At 59.4% G+C, this 16,007-nt stretch carries 13 protein-coding genes and 1 pseudogene; 6 read left to right on the top strand and 8 right to left on the bottom strand.

The window, feature by feature from the left end:
* A pseudogene (locus SM757_RS04350) lies at positions 1 to 214 on the top strand (IS5/IS1182 family transposase); the annotation flags it as partial.
* A gap of 71 nt (positions 215 to 285) precedes the next feature.
* Here SM757_RS04350 and SM757_RS04345 read toward each other — a convergent pair.
* From SM757_RS04345 to SM757_RS04330, 4 genes are all read right to left on the bottom strand, one after another.
* Positions 286 to 714 carry a hypothetical protein gene (locus tag SM757_RS04345; RefSeq protein ID WP_322464486.1) on the bottom strand — a complete coding sequence of 143 codons (429 nt, stop codon included), beginning with the start codon at positions 712 to 714 and terminating at the stop codon, positions 286 to 288.
* Positions 715 to 1,597: 883 nt separating this feature from the next.
* Positions 1,598 to 2,485 (bottom strand): nucleotidyltransferase domain-containing protein, encoded by an 888-nt coding sequence (locus SM757_RS04340; RefSeq protein WP_322464477.1) that lies wholly within the window; start codon positions 2,483 to 2,485, stop codon positions 1,598 to 1,600.
* Positions 2,486 to 2,502: 17 nt separating this feature from the next.
* Positions 2,503 to 3,414, bottom strand: coding sequence for an S-4TM family putative pore-forming effector (locus SM757_RS04335; RefSeq protein ID WP_322464476.1), 912 nt, complete (start codon positions 3,412 to 3,414; stop codon positions 2,503 to 2,505).
* Between the two features lie 479 nt (positions 3,415 to 3,893).
* Positions 3,894 to 5,159 (bottom strand): nucleotidyltransferase domain-containing protein, encoded by a 1,266-nt coding sequence (locus tag SM757_RS04330; RefSeq protein ID WP_322464475.1) that lies wholly within the window; start codon positions 5,157 to 5,159, stop codon positions 3,894 to 3,896.
* Positions 5,160 to 5,382: 223 nt separating this feature from the next.
* Between SM757_RS04330 and SM757_RS04325 the strand changes: the two genes are divergently transcribed.
* Entirely contained in the window at positions 5,383 to 6,318 is a 936-nt protein-coding gene (locus tag SM757_RS04325) for a WYL domain-containing protein (protein WP_322464474.1), read from the top strand.
* An 822-nt stretch (positions 6,319 to 7,140) separates the two neighbouring features.
* On the opposite strand, the gene SM757_RS04320 is transcribed toward SM757_RS04325, so the two are convergent.
* The 3 genes from SM757_RS04320 to SM757_RS04310 all read right to left on the bottom strand — a co-directional run bounded on the left by SM757_RS04320 (position 7,141) and on the right by SM757_RS04310 (position 11,358).
* Positions 7,141 to 7,407, bottom strand: coding sequence for a hypothetical protein (locus SM757_RS04320; RefSeq protein ID WP_322464473.1), 267 nt, complete (start codon positions 7,405 to 7,407; stop codon positions 7,141 to 7,143).
* 611 nt (positions 7,408 to 8,018) lie between these two features.
* Positions 8,019 to 10,433 carry a hypothetical protein gene (locus tag SM757_RS04315; RefSeq protein ID WP_322464472.1) on the bottom strand — a complete coding sequence of 805 codons (2,415 nt, stop codon included), beginning with the start codon at positions 10,431 to 10,433 and terminating at the stop codon, positions 8,019 to 8,021.
* On the bottom strand, positions 10,420 to 11,358 hold the full coding sequence (locus tag SM757_RS04310) for a PIN domain-containing protein (protein ID WP_322464471.1): 939 nt from the start codon (positions 11,356 to 11,358) through the stop codon (positions 10,420 to 10,422). Before SM757_RS04310 ends, SM757_RS04315 begins: the two co-directional genes overlap by 14 nt.
* A 1,050-nt stretch (positions 11,359 to 12,408) precedes the next feature.
* Between SM757_RS04310 and tnpA the strand changes: the two genes are divergently transcribed.
* The 4 genes from tnpA (at position 12,409) to SM757_RS04290 (ending at position 15,388) form a co-directional block, all read left to right on the top strand.
* Complete coding sequence (gene tnpA / locus SM757_RS04305; RefSeq protein ID WP_322464470.1) at positions 12,409 to 12,822, top strand: IS66-like element accessory protein TnpA; 414 nt, start codon at positions 12,409 to 12,411, stop codon at positions 12,820 to 12,822.
* The gene (gene tnpB / locus SM757_RS04300) at positions 12,819 to 13,166 is read left to right on the top strand and encodes an IS66 family insertion sequence element accessory protein TnpB (RefSeq protein ID WP_322464469.1); all 348 of its coding nucleotides are present in this window, start codon (positions 12,819 to 12,821) and stop codon (positions 13,164 to 13,166) included. The genes tnpA and tnpB overlap by 4 nt, the downstream gene beginning before the upstream one ends.
* Positions 13,167 to 13,234: 68 nt before the next feature.
* Positions 13,235 to 14,800, top strand: a complete 1,566-nt coding sequence (tnpC, locus tag SM757_RS04295; protein WP_322464468.1) for an IS66 family transposase — start codon at positions 13,235 to 13,237, stop codon at positions 14,798 to 14,800.
* A 63-nt stretch (positions 14,801 to 14,863) separates the two neighbouring features.
* The gene (locus SM757_RS04290) at positions 14,864 to 15,388 is read left to right on the top strand and encodes a hypothetical protein (protein ID WP_322464467.1); all 525 of its coding nucleotides are present in this window, start codon (positions 14,864 to 14,866) and stop codon (positions 15,386 to 15,388) included.
* A gap of 254 nt (positions 15,389 to 15,642) precedes the next feature.
* Here the strand turns inward: SM757_RS04290 and SM757_RS35520 are convergent, their stop codons facing one another.
* A complete protein-coding gene (locus SM757_RS35520; protein WP_407655737.1) occupies positions 15,643 to 15,981 on the bottom strand; it encodes a hypothetical protein in 339 nt (112 codons plus the stop codon).
* Between the last annotated feature and the right edge of the window lie 26 nt (positions 15,982 to 16,007).

Here is a 16,007-nt window from a genome sequence, read left to right as displayed (position 1 = left end):
TCGAGCGTGCTCAGCGCATCCACACGCAGCGCAAGAAGGACAAGAACAAGCTCTATGCGCTGCACGCGCCCGAGGCGGAATGCTCTCCAAGGGCAAGGCGCGCCAGCGTTACGAGTTCGGCGTCAAGGCCAGCCTGGCCATGACGCACCGCCAGGGGCTGGCTGTGGGCGCGCGCAGCTTCCCCGGCAGCCCCTTTGACGGCCACACGTTGGCCGCGTGTCGGTGCCGACAGTTGAACATGAGCGGCGGCCAACAGGTGGCGAAGCCTGCTGTTATCGGAGGGGTTCAGCGGGCATCGGGCGAGCGCGTCGGAAGTGACTTGCTGTGCAGGCGGTCGAGCAGCCCTACTAGCATCTCGACGCCTTCGTGCGCCACCTGGGCGACATTTTGCGGATCGCCGTACTTCGCCAGCACCTTTTCCGGTGCGTTGCGACTCAGGGTCAGGAGTATCGGGGCCGCGCCAGTTGCTGCCACGTCTCTCAGCACGCTGATCTCCTTCGGCGTCAGTTGATAGGTGCTAGGCGTGCCCACGACTCCGAGCAACTTCGCTGCGGCCGCGATGGCTTGCGCCTCGCGCTCGACGTTGGAGTGCTGGCTCGCGCGCAGCGCCCGTAGCTGTTGCTGGGTCTGCTCGCTAATGGTTAGCAGCAGCAGCTCGTACAGCAGTCGGCTCTCTATCCCGTTGAGGGTCACTTCGCGCAGGGGTTGGTCCATCGTTGGCCCTTGGAGTCTCTCCGCGTGGGTAGCCTAACGCTGTTGAGGTCCACGGTTACTGCGAATAGGTTCAAGGTTTCTGCGAATGCGGCTGAAATCCGAGCCGAATTAGATGACTCCGCAATAACATGTGTTTACGTTTCATGTGCACCCAAGCTCAAACGTCCTATGAGTAGGGAGCTTTTTTCGGACGAAGTTTTGGTTGTCAGGCCGGTACACATTCGCATAAACCTTGGACGCACCGGCCACGTTCGCATGAACCGTGACCCTGGGAGCGTTCTGTGTGGCAGAGGAGCAACATCGCCTCTCGGTGACGAAAATGCCGATTTCCTTCGGTGCTGAGCCAACTTGTCTCCACTGGGTCATTTGCAACAACCGTGGACGCCATTCGCAATAACCGTGGGCTACAACAGCGGCTGCAGGTGGGTATGCGCGTGTCCTATGAATACAGCCGCGGAGAGCGTGGACCCATTGCGCCGAGGGTTTGGATATTGCCCGGCCAGATATTGCCAGCCTAAAATGGGGTATCGAGCATTATGTAAAATTGAAAGCTTTACCCTATAGCCTCTCGCGTCGGCCAATGCAATTGATCAAAGCTAATTTGATATTTCTAGTTTGAATATTGGAAATTGGCGACAACGCTTTGGCATGAAGCAGCGCTATAGACGCAGTGGCGGCAGTTGGTGCCCATTGACGTCAGGCTATCTTCGATGAATCAGCAAGTTACGGGTAGCCCACAGTTCTATACGGTGTAGCTGTTGGTACTTAACGCATCGTATGAGGGACAGTAGTGCACCGTCTTATATCTAACAAAACCCGGCCAAGCATGCGGTAATGCCCTTCTTCTCGAACCCGGTGTGTGGCAACTGTTATGGCCACCCCATCAATAACAACCATTGAATACGAGTTCCCATTGGCGATTCGCTTCTTGTACATCCTTATGCTGCTGAGCTTCAAGGGCCGCTCCAGCATGCACTTGCGCATATCGGACCGAGGCAAGTAGCTGCTGTCGTTGCACATCCGTATTTGTGGAAACGATGTCTCCTGCAATGCCACACGGGTCTCGCAAGGCATTGCACTGAATATTTATCAGTGCGACAAAGAAGTCGTGCAGGCACTGTCCATAGGTTTTTGCTCCAACGCAGATACTGTATGCCGACAATACGATGTCAGTATAGAAACTTCGGATTGGTAATGAAGTCGAGCGAGCATGTTTCCACCACTTAACGAGTTGAGCCACCTTCCGTAGCTTGTTTCCACTCCTCTCCTGAGCTTGTGCGAAATATTGATCATGAACTTGTGGGCTGGTTTCAAACCACCCTCCACTTCCATTTGGAATAAGAAAAACCGGCCGCGCTTTGCCCTTATCAAATCTAGAAAAGAAAGCAGGAACTACATCTAAACTTTGCTTTGTACTGCCGAAGGCGATAGTAGCGGCTAAACCGTCTCTTCTGATATCTGACGAAGCAAAGCGTCCTCGTAGTTCCCCAAGAACACGGCGAATGACAGTATCCGAAGACACCAATTTGCCCCCCCAAATGACTTCCTCTTTTCGCAAAATAACCATGAGGTCCAAGTCGCTGAACTGACGTATGGCGGTTCCTCGGCAGTGGCTTCCAATATCACGCATGTTGCTTAGTGTGAAGGCTTTCTCCAATCTGGTTCTGACCGATGCGCGGTGCAACTTAGCCGCAAGCAACGCCGCCTCCTGAGGTTGAACTCTATTAGCTAAAGCAATCATATTTAGCTGCGGTGCGCGCTGCAGTTGCATAAGAAATTCAACCTCTTTTAAATTGCTGCGGCCTTCTTCTTCAGGAAGCCATCCACTAAGTGCTCAGCCCCAGCGTTCATCTGTGCCTCAAGGCTCGCACGTCTATATCGGTATAAAAAATCAAAAACAAGTGGGCTTGCGACTCGATGATTGTAGATAGCGTCTTGCAGTTCTCGAGAACGCTCGGCCGCATCTGTTTCCGACATGCCTTCAACCACCTTCTTCCAAAGCTTCTCCGATTCCGCCTTTAGCCGGTCAAGTGTTTCTACTGTACTCTTCTGGCGAAACAACTCGCGTATTGCCCAGTTTACAACCGGCATGGCTGGTACTAAAACCGTGAGCACGAATGCATCAAGCTTCAATTCGGCCGCCAAGCTATAAATAAAGAGTACAACGACGAGTGCGATAAGGCAAATTGTTAAAAGACGTCCGTAGGTCTTTCGCACTTTACCGTCATAAAGCAAGTTTTCGCGCTGGCAAAGGATGCGAGCAACGTGCAAGGGCACCTTTCCGACAGCAACGGGGTACCAATTGCGAAGCTGGCTCTCACCGTCTGCGTTAAGCTTCTCCACTGATAGTTGATATATCTCCTCGGGGTCTACGCCTGCACCGACCACGAATTCATTGCGGCGCATAGCAAGTACCTCACAGTCGAACTCTTCCTGCAACTTCGCGGCGTCTTTCATGAGGCCTTTGTTCCATCGGTCCATGAAAACAACGTCGCAGATACTGAAGAGCAAGGCGGTAACAGCGACATACGCTTTGGCAGCGGGCGCAAAATTGGCCACAGCAAGGCTTATCACCGGAAGTAAAAGGGTCATAAGAACTACTGCACCTTGGTATCGCTTTGCTGTTTTATAAATGCGGCGACGTGCTCGCACCAGCGAAAGCATTCGGTCCTCATTTTGTTTCGCGATTATCGAATTCATTTAGCTGTTCTGTCGAATGGGCTTTAGGGTTCTAGCGTTACCCCACCTTTTTTGTATGGGCTGCGGGTGGGCACCACCTCCGGCCCACTCATCTGTCACAAGCCATTCCTCGAAGTAATCCAACCACTCCGCCGCCCAGGGCAAATAAGTTTCGGTTAATCTCATTTGGTCAGCCCATTCATGGGCTTTTGGAAGCCAGAGGCAAAGTTTGGTGCCTAAACCATCATGCGGATACGTGTGCGGCAGCGAGCGGCCGGAGGCGAGTGTCTTGAGGTCGGGGTCCAGAACCAACAGTTCAGGATACTTAGACACGTACAGCTTCAACAGACAGCGGTAAACGCGGCCGAATGGTGTCGGCGCCACCATGAACCTAAACCTCAATTCCCGTCCTTGGACGAATGCCAACGTCGTCTCTGGCCATGCCAACGCCTTCAGCTCTGCATGTCTCTGGGCCAGAGTAGGAGGACGGTGAGGCGGCTTCAAGGCAACGGACCGCCAAAGTATGTGTGGGCGCGTGCCGGCGCTACCGCTGACAGCGTTCCAGCGACCACGAAACCGGCGCGGTGTAGTGCGCGATGACCTTCCCTACGTTGCGCTCCGCGCTGCAGCACCGCCTCACTTGCACGGGACCCAAAAGCCCGCTCCACGGCTTTCACAACAACATCAAGGCCCTTATTGCTGTCCACTGCAGCAAGCAGAACATTAAGGTCGGACAGCAGCTTTGCATGCCATTGAACGAACGCTTGCTGGCGGCCAACTGTATTCATCGACGAAGCAAGGTTATCGAACTGCGCACAGGGATTCATCAACACCCAATGCTCGCCTCCACCAGCAAGAAGTTCACGCTCAAACAGCATTGGGACCAATTCCACCATTGCGAAAAATAGGTCAAGCGGGCCATCGTGAGGTTGTGGGGCCAAGACTGCGTATGCCTTAGAAAAAAGACTGGTTAAGAACACCGAAGTGGGCGCCAAATCTTTTCCTGAAGGGACATCAGCAAAAGCAATATTCCGATGCACCTTACCCAGTTGGATGAAGCGACTGAGAAGTCTCCCAAAAACCTGTGACGCTTCAGGCAAAGGTTCAACATCTGCCTTTCGAACCGAGTCGTAGTTGGCCTCTAATGCGGCAACCAGATTAAATACAGGAGATACCTTAGCAACATCGTCAAACCCGAGGCAGTATCCTTTCGGATTGGTCGACAGGTAACGGCTCAGGTCACGGTCCGGGATGCGGCCGTGATGCTCGCCGTATGGTAGTGTGTAAGCGGGGTCGTCAATGACCGGAGCGAAGTCTGCTCGCATGCCCCCGGCATAGATAAGCGTCACGCAACGCTCCCATTTCTCAATGCCGAGGCCGTGCCGTTTGGCATACCTGCTCAAGGCTGTGAACAGGTGGTCCAGCAGGAGCACTGTTCCCTTACCCCCGCCATACCGGTGAAGAGCAGCACGCGCCAGTCGGGCAACAAGGTCGATATCGAAGCCCTCATGCTTCGGGTCCATCGGACGCACGATGGTTCCCATTAGGCGCGAGCCCTGCGCATGAACCTGAGTTAGCAGACCATCGAACTCCGGGCATTCGGCCAGGTAGTCGCCGGTAGCGTTGTAGGCCCGCTCTAAGTCGTCGAGTTGAGTCTGCGAGGGTTCGTAGGCCCGAGCGATTGTCTCAGCAAGGTATGTAAAGCGTGCTGACGCATCGGCCGTTACCGTCCTGGCGGGTACGCCGACGATAGGTTCTCGGATCATTCCTATTGCTCCCTCCGACTACGTCTGAACACCGCCTTTAATTGCTTCCCGCCCTCGCAGTCCTGGGCAGAGGCACCGTGCCCTGACACCACCACAACACTACAGGTGCTGCGGTTGCGCCGAGCATCGACAAGCTCACATGGAGCAGCTTACATCATCTTTTTGATGATGTCTTGGAATCATACGACACAGGTCGTTTATCGTGAAGCGTTATGATGTACACATGGCCGTAGCATTAGACCAACACCGAGCAGCCGTCCTCGCAGGCGTCAATAAGACGCAGCTTGAACGGCTCGCATACATCGATTTCAAGCTTTATTTTTTTGGAGAGCTTCGGCGTGCAGATGTCGTCGACCGCTTTGGCATGGGGCCAGCGGCGGCTACCAGAGACATCGCGATGTACAAAGACATAAGCCCAAAAAACCTTGCTCTCGATAACACAGACAAGGTATATCGCCCAACAGTGGAATTTGCTCCGCTGTTTGAGCATGCACCCCAGCGGGTGCTTACAGCACTGGCACAAGGCTTCGGGGAAGGGTTTAGTGATGCGCTAAAGCCTATGATTCGCAGCGAAATACCGAATGCATTGGGCTTACCAAAAATGTCGGTTTTGGCACCTGTAATGCGTGCAATCCACCGCGGCAAGGCTATCCGCCTCGGCTACACATCTATTGACAGCGGGTACACCGAGCGAGAAATTGTACCGCTCGCGCTTGTCGACATTGGTATACGTTGGCACGTAAGAGCATTCGACCGGCGGCATCGCCAGTTCCGCGATTTCGTACTCACCAGAATGGATGCGCCAACTGTGCTGGAGGACAGCCAAGTCATGCAAGACGAAACTGCCGAGCATGATGTTCAGTGGAGCCGCATCATTGAACTAGAATTTGTTCCGCATCCCGAACATCCTCGTCCTGAGGTTGTTAGGATGGACTACAGCATACCTGCAGACGGAGTGCTGCGGGTATCCGTACGTGCAGCGAATGCCGGCTATATGCTTCGTCGATGGACTGTTGACTGTTCTCCTGACCACAGTCTGCGCGGCATTGAATACGCGCTATGGCTACGGGACCCGCTCGCGCTCTACGGGGCAAATAACGCACAATTAGCACCTGGCTACAAAGACCCACATTCAAAAAGAAAAATTAAAGCGCTCTAGCGACTACAAGTTCTCCCAAAAGTCAGTCCGCGTGGATGTTGCGTATCAAAATTGTGTGCGAACTGTCCGATTTTCGATGTTGAAGCAGATAAATTAGTTGGACTTGCGAAATTTATTTTGACGCAGTACGGCAATAGTTCGGCGCTAAGGTGAGCGGCGATCACGGTTCTGACCAAGCTGATTGAAGCCGGTTATGGCTACGATCCCGCCCTGACGCAAAGATTGTCCAAAAGGAATGCCTTCGTGCGGGCCTCTCCGGCGGCCCCATACTCCATGATCTTGAGCCAGTGTTGAGGTCCGCGGTTACTGCGAATATGTCCAAGGCTTCTGTGAATGTGGCTGAAATCCCGCTCAAGTAGGATGACGACGCAACCTAAGGTCGCCGCCTTACTTGATGTCCACCGCCGCATTTTGCTTATGAACAGGCAGCTTTTGGCTGGTGTTCAGGTGCTTGGCGGGCTGGAACACATTCGCATGGGCCTTGAACGTGGCAGTCACATTCGCGGGAACTCTGGGCCCTGGTATGTCATAAGTGGTAGAAAGACAGCACTGTGCCTTGAAGGCTAAAAAGCGTATTTCAGCTTTTACAACAAGCGCTTACGCCACGGATGCCAGTTGCATAAACCGTGGACGCCATTCGCAGTAACCGTGGGCCACAACGGTGACTAACCCGTTAATTTACTTAAGGTTTTACAGGCGAAGCACACCAAGATTGACAAGAAGTCCGAGAACCCCATTCTGCTCTCCGGCGCAATACTAACTTCTTAGACTCAGCCAAACGGTATAGGTTCTAGGTGACCCTTAATCCATTCTTTCCAAGAATCAAATTTTGAGCCGGCCTTCCATTTTTTCGGTGGTCTTAAATCCTTCACGTGTGAGCATTGCCGAATCTATGCGCACCCAGGCAGCTGCCACGCCTTGCCATAAGAACTGCAAAGATACCCCACCATTAACATCAGTCGCGTTACCAATTCGAATAGCGTCGTATTTGACGTACGTAATGCCGCGCTCCGAAATAATTGCAGAGGCTGCCCAGGAATCTCCGCTTCCGAAGCGGATGTGTTTGGCAATTGAGGAGTTGATTTCCATAGTTCGGGGAGTTAATCGTCAAAATGCGCATAAACCGGGTACATGCGGTGACTTATATCATAGTTGTGATCTTTGCGCACGAAATCTACGCCATTAGTCGATACTCATGCGCTTCAAACATATTTCGGCTTCTTCAAGTACTGCGCCGCCGTCACATCGGCTACCGCTTTACGTGATGTTGAGGTCCACGGTTACTGCGAATAGGTCCAAGGTTTCTGCGAATGCGGCTGAAATCCGAGTCGAATTAGATGACACCGCAACAACATGTGGTCATGTTTCCTGTGTACCCAAGCTCAAACGTCCTATGAGTACGGAGCTTTTTTCGGACGAAGTTCTGGTTGCCAGGCCGGTATACATTCGCATGAACCTTGGTCGCGCCGGCCACGTTCGCATGAACCGTGACCCTGGGAGCGTGCTGTGTGGCAGGGGATCAACATCGCCCCTCGGTAACGAAAATGCCGATTTCCTCCAGTGCTGAGCCAATTTGTCTCCACTGGGTCATTCGCAACAACCGTGGACGCCATTCACAATAACCGTGGGCCACAACATCGAGTGCTGGATGGCACTGGCGGTCCAGGGTTGCGGGAGCTTTGTGGTGATCATGTCTCTCCTTAGTCCTCGCCCTTCCCGATCCCATACCTGTACTTGCGCAAGGTGAGTTCTTCGTCGGCCTGCTGCTTCTCGAACGCAATCATTCGCTCGAGCTGCTCCGTGAGCCAATCTGCGAATGCCCGAACCAGAGCGTCCTCGTCCGCCCTCCACGCGGCAATCTCGTCGCGTTTAGCTTCGAAGGCATTGACCAAGCCGTACTCGCCCCACACGCCGCCGATCGTCTTGATGGCGGCGGCGAGCGTGCGCCATTCCTTGGACTCTTGCGGCACGACCTTCACGATCGCCTTGCAGACGTCTAGGATCGGCGCGCCGCCGCCATAGGAGCGCACGATTGCGAGGACGAATTCCAAGTCGACGCGGTCACCCGAGGCCACGAAGTCCAGCAGCAGCTTCTGGAATTCCGGCTCGAAGCCCGGGAAGACTGCCTTGATCAGTCGAGCGCCACTGCGATAGGGAAACATAGACGCGGCCTCGTCGCCCTTGAATCCACGGCGCAGCATTGCCAGTACCGCTTGCGGATGCTCTTGGAGCACGTTCTTGAGTGCATGCAGGTGATATGGGATCGCCTCGAACTTGTCGTCCAGGAGATCGCCACCGTCCCTGCGCCGCTGCGCGCGATGCCCGATCTCGACGGTGAGCCGCTCCTCCAGAAAATTCATCAGCGCGTCGATGTTCTTTTCACCAATTGCACGCAGGACTTCCTCGGCTTGGTAGCTCAGCTCAGGCAGCGTCACCATGCTTGCAAGCACCTCGGCCTGTTCATCGGCGCTCATCGCCTCGGCAAACCGCTTGAACTCGCGTCCGAACCAGAATGTGCTGGCCCAGCTAGCGTCGTTGCGCTTGGCCATCTCACGCAAGGCTGTCATGAAGACGTCCTTGGCCGGATTGCAGCCTTCGCCGTACAGTGCGGCCGCCACGCCCATGGCCACGCTCAGAGCGTAGCGGTTATCCAGTTCGGCGCTCCTGGCGACGACCCGGGACAGTACCGCCAGCCGCGACGCGCCTCCTTTCAAAACCGACTTGGCGATCGTCTCGATGTGAGAGCCTTCGTCGATCCATCTCTGCACGGTGGCATCGATGTCCTGGTGGCACTCACTGTTCCAAAGGCCACCGATCAAGGGGATGAGGAAGGGCCGCATGCGGAGTTCATGCTCCCTGACAAGCTCTAGCGCCAAGCCCGGTCTCGTTTGGCCAAGCAACTCCAGGAACTCGTAGTAGACCGGAAACGTCGCGAGATCCTCCGATTCGGTCTTGGAGAACTCCAGAATCCTGTCTCTCCACTCGATCTGGTTGGTCTCACCGATCGAGTCCACGAGGTGGCGGGCCGCTTCCTGTCGCTTGGTGTTGCTGTAGTCCCACTCTTCCTCGGACCTTCGCAACTTTTCCCAGTCGCCAAAGATGCCTTCGAACCCGATGAGCTGCTTGTAGATCTGGTAGTCGGGGCGGAGGCCCACGGCATCCCGGACCTGCAACGCTGCCTTCTCGATCTCGGGCGTTGCGGCGTGGAAATAGTCCCAGTACGCCTGATGCTCGATCGTCTGCACCAAGGGTAAGGCCGCGCCCGCGACGAGCTCGCGAAGGAACGTCAGCACCGTGACGGCGTCGCGCTCGAACATGCGCGTGGTATCACCATCGACTGCACCGCTTTCGCGATGCGTCGCGGCGTTGAGCACGCTCAGCACGCTTGTGTGATACGACACTTCGTCCTTGAGCTGATACATGCGCTTGAGCAGAGCGATGGCGCTGGCGCGCATTTCTGAGACGCCGGCACCGCTGACTACGGAACCGCGGCTAATAGTCACGGCGTTGTAGGTAAACGCATGCCCTTGCATCGACGACGAGAGCACGACGCGCAAGACACTCAGAATGGCATCGGCATCCTCCCTCAACTGGTCATCGCCTCTCTTGGACAGGCTTTCGACGATCGCCGTCTGCGGACGGGCGCCGAGGGTGCCGAAATGGTTCAGGTTGAACTCGGCCAACGCGTCGAGCGCGCGCCGGGCCTTCTTGCAGACCTCCTCGTCGTCGTTGCGGGAGAGGTCGAGTAGGAAGTCCAGCACCTCCTCCAACCGCACGTAGCGCAAGGAGTTGGGCACGTCAATGGCGTCGCAGATCAAGTGGCTGGCAGAGCGGTGACGCAGTCGCGATGCCGCGATCGGCTCGCCGCCTTGGGTCAGGTTGCGCGACGGCACCGAACGCACAAAAGCGTGCAGAGTCGGGACGATGGCTCCATGGAACTTCCGTGCCAGGACCGCCAGGGTCTTTAGCGCCGCATCGAGTTCGTCATAGTCGACGCTCTGCTGCAGCGTGCGTTCCGCACGACGCAGCTCCTCGACTAGCCTTTCCTGCACCGGCGCAGCCGGGTTGTCCAGCAGCTTGGCGAGCGTTGCCAAACGCAGTTCAAGATCCTTCATCGAGAGCTTTCAGCAAGAGGGCTTGCACAATGGGGTCGTTGGCAGCTTCGCGAGCCGTGTCCCGGTCGGTGGCGATCAGATGGCTGCCGGTATCGGCGAGGTGCCCGGAGAGTTCCAATGTCTTGGCTTCATGCTCGGCGATCTCGCGGCGGATGCCGAGTGCCTCCAACCTAGTGAAGAGCGTTTCCTTGTCGGGTGCATCCCAAGTGTCGATCACGCCAAGCAAGATCCGGTCGACGTTATCAAAGGCCTTGCTGCGAAGCTGATCCAATGGCACGGGCGCCTTTGACGGCGCCGGCCGCTCCAGCAGAACGACGGACATGGCAGCTTCGATTGCGGCATCGAGCCGCTCCATGTCGTCCCACACTTCGAATCCGTCGGCCCGCAGGGTTTCCCCCGCCCTCTTGTCCTTGGTCAAGAAGCAATGCCGTCCCGGTTTCTTTTTCACCTCCCGGGCGGCTTCGAGGATCCACGCGTCGGGGATGTCCTTGCGTCGTTTCTCGCGTAGCTCGTTGGGATTGAACGGGGGCAAGACTTTGAAGTAGCGGTCCCACGCGTTCGTGGCATGTTCGAACGTAAAGTTCAGCACCTCGATCTTGTGGTCGGTCATGAACTTGGCCAGCGCCTCTGCCGAATTCCGATAGACCTCCTCCCGCGAGGGCAGGTCCAGCACTGGTTGGGGCAGACCCTCCAGGATCATGGGCAGTTCCCTCTTGGACAGCTCGCCGGCCTTGGACCTCAGTTGCGCAACGATCTCCTCGTACTTGTCCACGAGCTGAGTCCGACGCTCTTCCAGCGCGATCAATGGGATGTAGACCTTGGCAAGGCCCAGCTGGCTAAGCCTGAGCAGGCGCTTGAAATCCGGGTGCCCAAAAGGTCTCTCGTGCATCAGGTTGGTGTCGATGACAATGTGGAAGATGTCCATGGACTGTGATGCCGGGGCGGCGCGTTTGAGGGCAAGAGAATGGAAGGCTGGATCATAGAAGGCCCGCTTGCACCGTTTCGCCAGCGCCTCGGCACGGCCAGTGCACGAGGACTTAGTGCGAGGTGAGCGGCGGTGCGGTGCCGCCGGGGCGAAGTCCGAGAGATGCTGAACGCACAGATTCGGCCGGGCGGGTGGCCCGACGATCACTACACCGACGCGATGACATGTCTGGCGAGCTCCGCCTGGGACTGCGCAGCTTGCAGTTCACGCTGAGCTTGTGCCAGCTCGTGCGCGAGCGTATCGAGCCCGCGCCGCCGAGGTCGCTTGTTCGGCTTGAGCGGTGACCATCTGAGTCGACAGCTGGCTGATCTAGACCCGCGGCCTCCGTTAGCGTCTGCGTGTGCTTCTCCTGCGCGGTCCTGACGTCCGCCTGGAACGTCTGCGTGCGCTGTTCCGCATCGTCGGCCCGCCGGCCGCGCTGCCGATGCTGGTGGGCGGCCGTGCCGGGGCTGAGCGCCACCGACACACGCCAAGTGGAAGCTTTCTTCACCGCCCACCCCGATCTCACCGAGCGCGCCCCAGTGCTGCGGCGGCTCCGGCCAGGGACGTGCAGCCGTGAGAGCACGTCGCGTTGCCGCAGGACCTGGACGGCACGCAAGTGCGGTTCCGCGCCCCGCGCGAGAGCTGCACGTTCGACGCCCGCGACGACTATGCGGGGGTGCAAGCCTGGCTACAGCGCCAGAAAATTCCGTTAACTCACATATGGATAAGTCCGGAGATCGACGCGTCTATAGCGAACAGAGCATTTCGAAGGTGCACGCAGGCATGTATCGCCGTCTAGTTGCTGTAGATAATTGCCCATAATCTTTAATAATATAAATAAATATGAAGTTCCCGCACAGCAACAGCTACCTAGGAATTTAAAGCGCGACAAGCACTTGCGGAGTAAGCGTTGCGTCCTGGCCCTATAGGCAGAGCAGCCCGCCCTGAGCAGCATCGCCGGGACGCGTGCTCGCTTGCGTAGGTGTGCACGATGGAGGTAATGCACACATGGACAAGCGAGTCATCACGGACAGGGCCACGCGGCGGCAGCACAGCGCGGCCCTCAAGCGCGAGCTGGTCGAGCGCAGCCTGCAGCCCGGGGCGTCGGTGGCGGCCCTGGCGCAGGAGCACGGCATCAACGCCAACCTGCTCTTCAACTGGCGACGGCTGCACCTGGAGCAACAGCAGGCCGCGGCCCAGCCGCCCGCCGAGTCGGCGCCGGTGCTGTTGCCCGTGACGGTAGAGGAGCCGGTCGCTGCACCGGCGGCCCCGCGCGCTTGCGCGCCGGCAACGCCGACGCCACGGCGTGTGGGTACGGGCGTGATCGAGGTCGAGATCGGTGCGGCGCTGGTGCGGCTGCGCGGCACGGTGGACGAGGCCAGCGTGCGCTGCGTGTTGCAGGCGCTGCTGGAGCTGCGGTGATCGGGCTGCCAGCCGGTACGCGGGTGTGGCTGGTGGCCGGCCATACCGACATGCGCAAGGGCTTCGACGGGCTGGCGGCGATGGTGCAGACGGCGCTGGCGAGGAATCCGTTCGAGGGCCACGTCTTCGTCTTCCGAGGCCGCCGCGGCGACATCCTGAAGGTTTTGTGGTTCGACGGCCAGGGCCTAATGTTGTTATCGAAGAGGCTCGAGAGGGGACGCTTTGTCTGGCCGCAGGCGACCTCGGGCAGCGTCTCGCTCACGCCGGCGCAGCTGTCGATGCTGCTGGAGGGCATTGACTGGCGCATGCCGGTGCGCACGCACACGCCCGAGCTCGCTGCCTGAGCCAGGCCTGTTGCACGCGGCTCACGGGCCACTGGTCAGCTGCCGCGCAGCACGGCACAGTAGGGACCATGCCGCTGCCGCCTGGGCCTCACACCGTCGAGTCGCTGCTGCGCGTCATCGAGGCGCGCGACGCGGAGCTGGTGCTGCTCAAGCTCATGAACGAGAAGCTGCGGCTGCAGCTGGCGCGCCGCATCCGGGACCAGTACGGCGCCTCCAGCGAGCGCTTCGACGACGGCCAGCGCACGCTCATCGAGCCCGCACCGCTGCCGCCGGAACTGCCGCCGCTGCCCAAGGCGGCGCCGGCTCCGGCCGCCAATGCGCCGGCCCTGGACCGCAGCCTGCCCTCGCACCTGCCGCGCGAGGAGCTGGTGCACCGTGCGCCGGCGACGCTCGCCCATCACGACAGCACCGGCCAGGCCTGTGGCTGCAGCGCATGCGGCGGCCGGCTGCGCCGCATCGGCGCCGATGTGTCGGAACAGCTGGAATACGTGCCCTCGCGCTTCAAGGTCATCCGCCATGTGCGGCCCAAGCTCGCCTGCGTGAAGTGCCAGACGATCTTCCAGGCCGAGGCACCGAGTCGCCCCATCGTGCGCGGCATCGCCGGGGCCGCCTTCATGGCGCACGTGATGGTCTCGAAGTATTGCGACCACATCCCCCTGTACCGGCAAAGCCGCATCAACGCGCGCAGCGGCGTGCACATCGACCGCTCCACGCTGGCGCGCTGGGTGGGCCAGGGCGAGAAGCTGCTGGACCCGTTGTTGGCGGCGCTGAGCCGCTACGTGCTGGCGGCCGAGAAGCTGCACGCCGACGACACGCCCGTGCCTGTGCTCTCGCCCGGCAAGGGCAAGACCAAGGAAGGCCGGCTGTGGGTCTACGTGCGCGACGACCGCCCGGCAGCCAGCGAGGAGGCACCGGCGGCGTGGTTCCAGTACTCGCCCAACCGTGAAGGCCGCCACCCGCGCGAGCACCTGGAGAAGTTCCGCGGCATCTTGCAGGCCGACGGCGACAGCGGCTGGGCGCGGCTCTACGCCCAGGGCGTGACGGAAGCAGCCTGCTGGGCCCACGCAAGACGGCCGTGGTGGGACCTGTACGTCAGCACCGGGCGCAGCGAGGACTCGGTGGCGGCCCAGGCGCTGCGGCGCATCAAGGCGCTCTACGCCATCGAGGAGGACATCCGCGGGCAGCCGCCGGACGTCAGGCGCGCGCACCGCCAAGCCCGGGCCGGTCCGCTGCTGCAGGAGTACCACGACTGGCTCACGGGCATGGTGGGCCGCGTGTCGAGGAAGTCTGAGCTGGCCCAGGCCATTGCCTACTCGCTCACGCGCTGGCAGGCCCTCACGCGCTACCGCGACGACGGCCGCATCGAGATCGACAACTCGGCCGCCGAGCGCAGCCTGCGTGGGGTCGCGCTCGGAAGATCGAATTTCCTCTTCATGGGCTCGGACGCCGGCGGCGAGCGCGCCGCGGCCATGTACAGCCTGGTGGAGACGGCCAAGCTCAACGGGCTGGACCCGCAGGCCTACCTGCGCGCGGTGTTCGAGCGCATCGCCGAGCACCGCGTCGACCGCGTCCACGAGCTGCTGCCCTGGAACATCGGCCGCGCCGAGCCGCTGCCGCAGCGCCAGGCCGCCTGAGAATAGCGACCCGAAGCCGGCTGCGCGGGTGCACCGGCGCGGTATTCCAGGGAGACGACGGCGGTGGACACGCAAGGCCCCAACCCCCAGCTCATCGACGCGCTCAGCCAGGCCAGCAGCCTAGAGCTGTTCCAGCTGAGCACCATCATCGAGCGCATGCTGGCCGACCCGCGCCGCATCATCGCCGTGCGCTCGCGCATGCACCTGGGCCAGACGGTGCGCTTCCTGGACTGGCACGACGGGCGCATGCGCAGCGGCAAAGTCGTGGCCATGCGCGACCACCAGGTGACGCTGCACGAGACCGACGCGCGGCGCGAGTGGAAGCTGCCCTACGCCGCCATCGAGCCGCCGCCGGCCGGGGCCCAGCCGGCCGCGTCAACTGCAACAACGCCCGCGCCGCCAGCGCCGTCACAGCCGGGCCGGGATGACTTCCGCTGCGGCGAGAAGGTGTCCTTCGAGGACCGCTACATGCAGACCCAGATCGGCACCATCGTGCGGATCAACCAGCGCACGGCGACAGTCGAAACCGCAGACGGCCCGGGCTGGCGGGTGCCGTTCCGCCTGCTGCGCCACGTCGTCGATATCTGACTTCGGCAGCCTGTGCCAGTAGGGTGCAGGCGCCACGCTTACCTTGCGGAGAACGCCTTGCCGCGACGTCCGGCGCTGGGCTGGGCTGGGCTGGGCTGGGCTGGGCTGGTCATCAGCCTGTGGGCGCCGGCTTAAATCTGGCTCTTCCGCAATCTCTGTGACGGGGGTCAGTTCGGGTGCAGGACGCGGATTCTCATCAGGTCAAGCTTGGCCCTCCCGTACATCTGCCGCTTGAAGTACTTCAGCCGGTTAATCTACCCCTCAACCTGCCCGCTACTCCATGGAGAACTGAACGCAGCTCGCACGGCTGACAGATCTGCCTCGAGCCCGGCCGCGAAGCGCTGTAGGTCTGGCATCGGGCAGGTGCGCGCTTGGAACAGCCAACGATCGAATCCATTGAGGTCGCGACTGCGCGCGAGGCCGAACAGCTGAAGCGCCAGTTCACGTGCCGCGGCCACCGTCGGCTCGATGCGGCAAAGAGTTTCGACGAAGCGTTTCCGGTCGCTGCGCTCGGTCTGCGTGAGCGGGCCCTCTTGCCAGCCCAGCAGCCAGGCACAGGCGCGACGTGCAGACGGCGCAGAGATCGTGCGCAAACTGAGTGAAATCCAGGCATTTCGAA

Origin of the sequence: Azohydromonas lata, assembly GCF_034427735.1 — a bacterium.
Classification (GTDB): Bacteria; Pseudomonadota; Gammaproteobacteria; order Burkholderiales; family Burkholderiaceae_C; genus Azohydromonas; species Azohydromonas lata.
The sequence above is the reverse complement of the archived record's forward strand: the minus strand, read 5'-3'. Positions and strand labels throughout refer to the sequence as shown.